We start from the raw sequence: 7,006 nt of genomic DNA, 5'->3' as shown, positions 1-7,006 counted from the left end.
CTAATACCCCGATCGGCTTGATCGCAAATCTTGCGCTTCAGGATCTAATCCAGAAGCAAAAACTCTCGCGCGCAGCGGCAAACCCCACAACTAAACTCTCGCAAGTTCATTCCAAAAACCCAAATCAACTCTGATCGCAGCGCCAAAAACGCCGCAAACAGAGTGTGTAAAACGCCCTCAACTAGGCCAAAGGCCGATAGGGCAAAAAAACACGTCATGCGGTTCGACAACCTGGTGGCCATAGCAAGGAGCCCGCACCCGATCCCATCCCGAACTCGGCCGTGAAAATCCTTAGCGCCAATGGTACTTTGTCTTAAGACACGGGAGAGTAGGTCGCTGCCAGGTCCTCAAACCGCATAACAAAAAACGCCTCAAGCAGTGCAACGCGCCATAGGCAAAAAACAAAAAATCAACACACACTCACAGTCTCTCAAAAAATACGTCCTCAAGGAGGACAAAAAACAAACGCGCTCAAGTAGGCGCAAGCCGATAGCGCAAACATACAAACGCGGGGTGGAGCAGCCCGGTAGCTCGTCAGGCTCATAACCTGAAGGCCGCAGGTTCAAATCCTGCCCCCGCAACCAAATTATACCGACAAAAAAACCCCCGCCCGAACAGGCGGGGGGTTTGCCGTTTTACCCCTATTTGGCCTTTTTCGCGGGTTCAAGCGCACTCGCGGACTTTGGGGCGGTTAAAAATCAGCCACGTCCTTCGGCGACCACGGCTGACATGAGGGCCGGGGGCGGGAGATAGTGCCGTCCAGCGCGCAGCGCGAGGCCGAGATAGCGGCCTTTGTCCTCGATCAGTAGATGCTTTCCGATCAAGCTGTCGAGTAATTCTCCCAATTCCGGCGCGTTCATCGGCGACCCCGCGTCGGCCAATGCCTGCGCAATCGCGTGCCGGGGTTGGATTTGATCGCAGAAAAGTAGCAGCAAGCGGGCGGCCCCCTCGAAGCGATGGGTGCGGCATTGCGCGATTGCCCGGGTATCGCCGATGAACAAAACTCCCCGGTCTTCGACATAAAAGAGATGGGAGTGGCCCGCAGTATCATTCCAATGATCGACCTCCCGCCGCAGGGATGCGGTGTAATCCTTCTCTGGAGGCGTTCGGGCCGATTGCTGCTCGAAGCGATAGGCTAACCGTTCGAGACTCTCGGCTCCTTGGCGATAGAGCCACGGATAGCTTTTGTGAGGGACGATGTTTGCGATGCCGAACCGCTCGGCCTGGGCAAAAAGGGGGCTGTAGCGCTGAAGGGAAACGCTGGTTACCTTCGGCGGCTGCAAATGGGTCAGCAGCGGCACCAATTGAGCCATCCGCGTATAGGATTCCGGTTTTTCGAAGGGAAAACCGCACAGAATACCCCATACCGTTCCGATACCGAGTTCGCTGCACCATTTGAGCAACTGGATATTCTGCAATCCCGTCACCCCCTTCCGCATTGGGCCGAGGATGTCGTCGCACAGGCTTTCGATACCCGGCTGTAGCGATGTTACGCCTGCCGCTGCGAGTTGGACCAACTGGGGCTTGCGCAGGTTGGCCTTGACCGAGAAGAATATTCGTCGCTCGCCGTTGCGGGCTGCGAGGCGCGGCATGACGCTCTCCAGCAACCGTAGATCTAGGATTTCGTCCGTAGCGGCGATGCGGCTACCGGGATAGCGGTCGAGCATCCAGTCGAACTCCGCCCAAATGCGGTCGGGCGATTTTGACCGGTAGCGCATGCTATGGGCATTTTCCGAACAGAAGACGCAATGATGCTTCTGACCCCACCAGCACCCTCGGGAGGCCTCGATGGGCAGGGTTGGCCGGTCGGATTGGGGCTCAGGATGGTCCCAGGCCGCGAAAAAATCATCGAAGCGCGGCAAGGGCAACTGGTCCAACTCCGGCTCGGGGGCTACAGGAGCGGGGGGCGGGGTGACCCGGCTGCCGTCCGGGGGGCGGAAGAAAACGCCTGGCAAGTCAATCCGGCGGTCCCCGGCAAGGTGCAAGCGCACGAGTTCGGTGAAGGCGATCTCGCCGGGGCCGCAGACAATTGCATCCAGGAATGGAAAGCAGCGGAAGCTTTCTTCTCCCATCGGCGCGTTGCAGTTGGTTCCGCCGAGAACCACTAGCATGTCGGGATAGGCCTGCTTGATCCGTTTAGCGATGGCGAGGCTGGCCAGATGCTGCTGGTAGCAGCTTGATAGGCCGACGACCCGGGGGCGCAGCCGACCGAGCCTAGCCAACCAATCATCGAGCAGGGCTTCGGCGTGGGCCAGAAGATTAGGAACGGCGGCGGTGAACCTAGCGAAGGCGGGTTTGCGCCGAATCCGACCCTGCCCCATGGCGGCGATGAAGTCATCGGGCGTTCCAACCGGGTTCAGGAACCGGGAGAACACCCATTCCCCGGCCTGTATGCGGGCAAGGTCATATCCGAGATCGCCGTAGAGGGTGGCACCGATGCGCCGTTCGAAATCCAGATTGGGATAGAAGCAGGTCGTGGGGATGTCCGCTGCGTTTAGGCATTGCGCCAGCAGCGACAGGCCCAGCGACGGGCGGTCGCTCGGGCCGAAGGGCATCATCAGCAGGGCAACGCTGCATTCTCCCTCCGACATTGGTAGGGGGGCGGTGTGCCGGGGGAGGGAAGGGGACATAGGGTGTGTCCGGTTCATGTTATCGGGCTCAGAAGAGGGGATGGGCTGGGGGGCGATGGTGCCATCAGTTGGTTCCCTCGACCCAGGCGATATAATTCCCGACGTGCAGCGCCTCCTGAAGCATCACTTGGAGCTGAACGCGCGCGGTCTCGGCGGCGGCGGTAGTCTCCGGCCAATCGGCGATCAGCCGCTCAAGCCGGTCGAGGTCGAGCAGGCGGCTGGCGGTCGGCGAGCGGCGCAGGCGTGCCAACTGCCCCGGCAGGGACGGCGCGCGCGGTTCAGATGCGCGAACCATTCGGGATGCTGATAGCCGCGCTGGCGGTTCTCGGAGACCAGCGCCGGAACCCCGGCGGCGCGCAGCAGGCGGCGGGCCAGCCAACGGGTCGTACCGTCGCGCAGGTATTGGTCTTCGGGAATGGCGAGGCAGAATTCCACCAATCTCAGATCGCCCAGGGGGGCGCTATTGCCGATGCCCTGAAAGCTGCGCAGGCTGTTCATGCCGTCTGGACGGCGCGCGCGATTGCGGCAGATGGCGGCGATGCGGAAGCCTCGGCTGTCCGGCGACAGGATGAAGGCGGGGTCATTGCCCCGTTGCCGCAGCCGCGCGGCCATATCGACCTGTCGCAAAGCTGCTGGGGCCAGACCGCAGGCGGCGAGCAGATCTTGTTCGCGGAATCGCTGCCCCCCGAGGGGTTGATAGAGAAAACGCCATGCTAGACCCGCCAATCGGCGTGGATTGCCTTTAGATATCAGCGCCATCTCGCGGGCCAGACGCAGCCAACGGCCTTGCCGGAACAAGGACGGTAATCCGCGCAGCCCGTCCCAGGTGAGGCTGTGGTTGCCCACCGCCCCGGTCAGATAGTGGGTCGCCCCCAGCGCCGCCGCCCGGCGGACCGGCGCGTTCAGCCAGAGGACGTGGGTTGCCATCCGATAGGGGGTCGCCCCCGCCGACATCAGGGACCAGCTCTCCGGCGTCCAGTCGGTTTCAGGATCAGGCGCAAGGAACTCGGCGTGCAGTTTGGGAAAGGCGGCGGCCAGGGCTTCGACATAGGGGCGCTCGTCGATATAGCCTACGGTCCGGGGCGTCGGCAGTCCCGGTTCGGGAACCGCCGTTAGGAACGGTATCGCCGATCCGTGGCGCAAGGCCGCCACCGCCAAGCAGGCGCTATCCAGACCGCCGCTGCCAAGGATCGCAATTTTTTCCCCCCGCATCCGGTCGGCCACGGCCTGATCGAGCAGGTCGCGGGCGTGGTCAACATAATCCTGGTCGGTTGCCAACCGGATACGGCGTTCGGGGTCGAAGCGATGGAAGGCCTGGCTGTCGCTGCCCTGGGCGCTCAGCAGTACTGAGGTGCCGGGCGGGACCTTGCGGATATCGCGATAGAAGGTGGCCGCGTCATCGCCATAATTCATCGCGAGATGGTCGGCGACGAACACTTCATCCACCACGCGCGGCACGCCCGGCATGGCGAGGAGATCGCGCAGGTTGGTCGAAAACAGCACGCGGTCCGCGCCGCGCCAGGAATAGACCGTGCGCATCCCCATCGGGTCGCCCGCCAGCAGCAGGCGGCGGTCGTCGCCAAACCAAACGGCCAACGCGAAATCGCCGAGGAGATGGCGGGGCGCGTCCACGCCCCAGCGCTCCACAGCCCGCGCGGCAAGCGCCATATCGGTTGGCGCGGCACCGGGGGATAGGTCCAGCGCAGACGTTAGCGTCAGCCGATCATCCAAGCGTCCCGCGAAAGCAACGCCCGCCCGCCCGGCCTGGATCGGCAGAAAGCCAGCCGGTAGGCCAGCGGTTCCAGCGCGCACAAAAGTGATTTCGCCCGTGAAGCCGTTCATCTCAGCGGCGGGGAAGCCGGAAACCGAAGCTTAGCTGGTCGAGCCATTCCCATCGGCCACTGGACCGGAGGTCGTGACCGTGCCCGATTCCACGTCCAGGATCGAAAAGCTGGGCCGCCGCCAAAGCGGGGCTTCGGCAGGCGTGGACTGTTCCAAGGGGACGGGGGTTTCTTGATCGCGCATGCGGCTCTCCAACGGCAGGGGCTGAATACATACGCCGCGCTAGGGCCAAAGATCAATGATTCCGCGCCTCGCCTCCATCGGTTGGGTCCGGGTTTTTACGGTCAAGCGGGGCTTTAGCGGGTCGATCCACTTCCATCGGTCGTGGGGTCGGAGTGTTAAGCGCCGCCGGTATCGCCGGTATCGCCGGTATCGCCGGTATACCCGAGGTTTCGCATCTGCGCGCCATGATCGGCAAGAATGCGCGCCGCCTGCGCCTCGGTTAAGTCCCGCCGCCATCCGCCCGCAACGCCCTGCCGGAAGAAAGGCGCGGTCGAGCCGACCTGCCGTTCTGTGAAGCCATGCGCCTGTTCCTGCGCCTGCAACGCGTCGAACCGCGTGGCGGCGACGGCGGCCTTGAGGCTGCGGGGGTCGTGGGGAATACCCAGATGGTCGGCCACGGCGCGCAGCTCGCGTTCAGGATCGGTCAGTAAATCCTCGTAGTGCACCAGCCGCACGGGGATATCGGGCTGATCCAGCCAGGACCGAATATGGCTCGACCAATCGCCCAGCGGCTGCGCCAATTGTCGCCGATATCGGTCGTCGGCAGCCGATAGGGTCGCCGCCGGATCGGCCAGGGTGGCGATGATGTTCTCGATGCTGGTCCCGCGATGATGGGCGAAGGAGACGGCAACGTCGCGCGGATCGCGCACGATATAAACGGCCCCCCGGCTAACCGACGCCGGGAAAACCGCTTCGCCGGAGGGCGTTCGCCAGTAACAATCGTGAACCTTACGCAGCTTCAGCCCCGCGCCGGTTTCGGTGGCGATAGCTTTGTTCAGCGCGGGCTGCACGGCGATTTGCTCCGCGCGGAACAACTCGCCCGACTCCACGACCAGCAATTCGTCCAGCTCGAAATGGCTGGCGAGGCCCGCCTCAGTTCCCGCCCGATTGATGTCGACGGCAAGGCCGCCCCGCATCAGGCTCAGGAGCATCAGGCGCAGCCAGGTATTTCCGGACTTCGGATAGGAAACGATCCAGCCGATTGTTCCGGCCTCAGCCATCGGCCCCCTCCTGGCCTGCGGGGCTGACGGTCGACACAATCAGATCGGCCAGCAACGACGGATCGACCGTGCCCTCTGGCCGGATCATCTGGTAGACGGGCACAAGGGTTGCCAGCCGGGCGAGATCCTGGAAAAGCCCGATCCGGCGGCCCAAGCGGCGGCCCAACCGGGCGCGGTAAACGAGTTCCTCAATCGGCGTAATGGCGGCAGGCCCGGAGAGCCGCTGGAGAACGGGGGCCGTCAGCCGTTTGTCGATGGCGAGGCGGACCAGCGCCCCCAGCGGCTTCGGCGTAGCATCGGTGCCGTGCGCGACCAGAACCCGCTTGGGGTGATCGGGCCGCCCGGTCGCAAGTTCGGCATGGGAGAGGCCGAGCAGACCCGCCGCATCGGGCCACAGCCGAACGCGCGGCGGGCCGGGGGTTATCAGCGCCCTGCCACCCTCGAAACCGACCGGGCAGATATCGTCGGTAACAACGGCGTGCCCGCGCAGCGACAGGATTCCGGCCAAGGTGGATTTCCCCCGCCCCGACACCCCTGTCATGGCGATGGCGACCGGGCCGACCATGACGCAACTGGCGTGCAGCGGCAGCATTCCGCGCTGATGCAGCACCGCCCCGGCGACCACGCTGAACAGGAAGGTTTCGATCACGCTGGTTTCGGCGGTGCTGGCGTGATCCAAGGTTAGCGCGCGTCCGCCCTGGACCAGGAACCCCACGACATTGGGAATGCGAATGAGAACGCTGCCGTCGCCGCCGATTTCGACGAAAGGGCTGACCCAGACCGCGTCGGGCAGCCGATCCGGCACGGGGCCGCGCCGCAGTACAAGGTCCGGCGCATCGTCCCCGGTCAGGGTCGGGAGCGACGGCAGCGGCACGTCGCTTCTCAGCCGATAGCCGTAGAACAGCCGGTCCTCAGTTGCCTCAGGCATCGACCGCCTGGATCAGGTCCAGGGCCTTCAATTCTTCCAAGAAAGCCAATACGTCGACCTGGATCGCGGCGGGCGCGCCCCGGTACCGCTGGCTCAAATGATCGCAGAGTTGGCGGATTGTCTGCGGCTGTTCCAGAAGCTTCCACAGCACCGACCCGATATCGTCGAGGCCAACATATTGGCCCCGAATCAGCCCCATAACGATTACTTCGCCGTCGATTGCGGCGGTGATCTGCTCGGGGTGCCACCCCACACGCGTGTCGAGGGTTAGGGCGTCAGGGGGCGTCATGGTTCAGGCTCTGCTTTCACGGTTTCACACTACAAGCGTCTTAAGTACCGAAAGCCTATCGGTGTATCCACATGTTTACGGCGAAGCGCCGGTC

Annotated in this window: 7 protein-coding genes, 1 tRNA gene and 1 rRNA gene; 2 read left to right on the top strand and 7 right to left on the bottom strand. The window is 63.6% G+C overall.

Annotated features, from left to right (window positions below; genetic code table 11):
• Positions 1-230 precede the first annotated feature (230 nt).
• Positions 231-345, top strand: a 5S ribosomal RNA gene (rrf, locus tag VZ95_RS16800).
• A 162-nt stretch (positions 346-507) separates the two neighbouring features.
• Positions 508-584, top strand: a tRNA-Met gene (locus VZ95_RS16795).
• Between the two features lie 114 nt (positions 585-698).
• On the opposite strand, the gene VZ95_RS16790 is transcribed toward VZ95_RS16795, so the two are convergent.
• The 7 genes from VZ95_RS16790 to VZ95_RS16770 form a co-directional block, all read right to left on the bottom strand.
• Positions 699-2,630 (bottom strand): RiPP maturation radical SAM C-methyltransferase, encoded by a 1,932-nt coding sequence (locus VZ95_RS16790; protein ID WP_198148365.1) that lies wholly within the window; start codon positions 2,628-2,630, stop codon positions 699-701.
• Positions 2,631-2,694: 64 nt separating this feature from the next.
• Positions 2,695-2,880, bottom strand: a complete 186-nt coding sequence (locus tag VZ95_RS27405; protein ID WP_232302718.1) for a hypothetical protein — start codon at positions 2,878-2,880, stop codon at positions 2,695-2,697.
• Positions 2,814-4,472: an asparagine synthase-related protein gene (locus tag VZ95_RS16785; protein ID WP_232302717.1), complete on the bottom strand. Its 1,659-nt coding sequence runs from the start codon at positions 4,470-4,472 to the stop codon at positions 2,814-2,816. Before VZ95_RS16785 ends, VZ95_RS27405 begins: the two co-directional genes overlap by 67 nt.
• Positions 4,473-4,502: 30 nt before the next feature.
• Positions 4,503-4,655: a hypothetical protein gene (locus VZ95_RS24370; RefSeq protein ID WP_156995361.1), complete on the bottom strand. Its 153-nt coding sequence runs from the start codon at positions 4,653-4,655 to the stop codon at positions 4,503-4,505.
• Positions 4,656-4,810: 155 nt separating this feature from the next.
• Positions 4,811-5,695: a sulfotransferase domain-containing protein gene (locus VZ95_RS16780; protein ID WP_045776877.1), complete on the bottom strand. Its 885-nt coding sequence runs from the start codon at positions 5,693-5,695 to the stop codon at positions 4,811-4,813.
• The gene (locus VZ95_RS16775; RefSeq protein WP_045776876.1) at positions 5,688-6,623 is read right to left on the bottom strand and encodes a phosphoenolpyruvate carboxykinase (ATP); all 936 of its coding nucleotides are present in this window, start codon (positions 6,621-6,623) and stop codon (positions 5,688-5,690) included. Before VZ95_RS16775 ends, VZ95_RS16780 begins: the two co-directional genes overlap by 8 nt.
• On the bottom strand, positions 6,616-6,912 hold the full coding sequence (locus tag VZ95_RS16770; protein WP_045776875.1) for a PqqD family protein: 297 nt from the start codon (positions 6,910-6,912) through the stop codon (positions 6,616-6,618). The genes VZ95_RS16775 and VZ95_RS16770 overlap by 8 nt, the downstream gene beginning before the upstream one ends.
• Positions 6,913-7,006 lie beyond the last annotated feature (94 nt).

Source organism: Elstera litoralis, from assembly GCF_000963705.1.
Taxonomy (GTDB): Bacteria; Pseudomonadota; Alphaproteobacteria; order Elsterales; family Elsteraceae; genus Elstera; species Elstera litoralis.
This window is presented reverse-complemented; position numbering and strand designations above follow the sequence as displayed.

Excerpts from the sequence above, each read along its gene's own strand:
- VZ95_RS16785 (WP_232302717.1), bottom strand. The coding sequence starts at position 4,472 with ATGAACGGCTTCACGGGCGAAATCACTTTTGTGCGCGCTGGAACCGCT.
- VZ95_RS16770 (WP_045776875.1), bottom strand. The coding sequence starts at position 6,912 with ATGACGCCCCCTGACGCCCTAACCCTCGACACGCGTGTGGGGTGGCAC.
- VZ95_RS24370 (WP_156995361.1), bottom strand. The coding sequence starts at position 4,655 with ATGCGCGATCAAGAAACCCCCGTCCCCTTGGAACAGTCCACGCCTGCC.
- VZ95_RS16775 (WP_045776876.1), bottom strand. The coding sequence starts at position 6,623 with ATGCCTGAGGCAACTGAGGACCGGCTGTTCTACGGCTATCGGCTGAGA.
- VZ95_RS16780 (WP_045776877.1), bottom strand. The coding sequence starts at position 5,695 with ATGGCTGAGGCCGGAACAATCGGCTGGATCGTTTCCTATCCGAAGTCC.
- VZ95_RS16790 (WP_198148365.1), bottom strand. The coding sequence starts at position 2,630 with ATGTCCCCTTCCCTCCCCCGGCACACCGCCCCCCTACCAATGTCGGAG.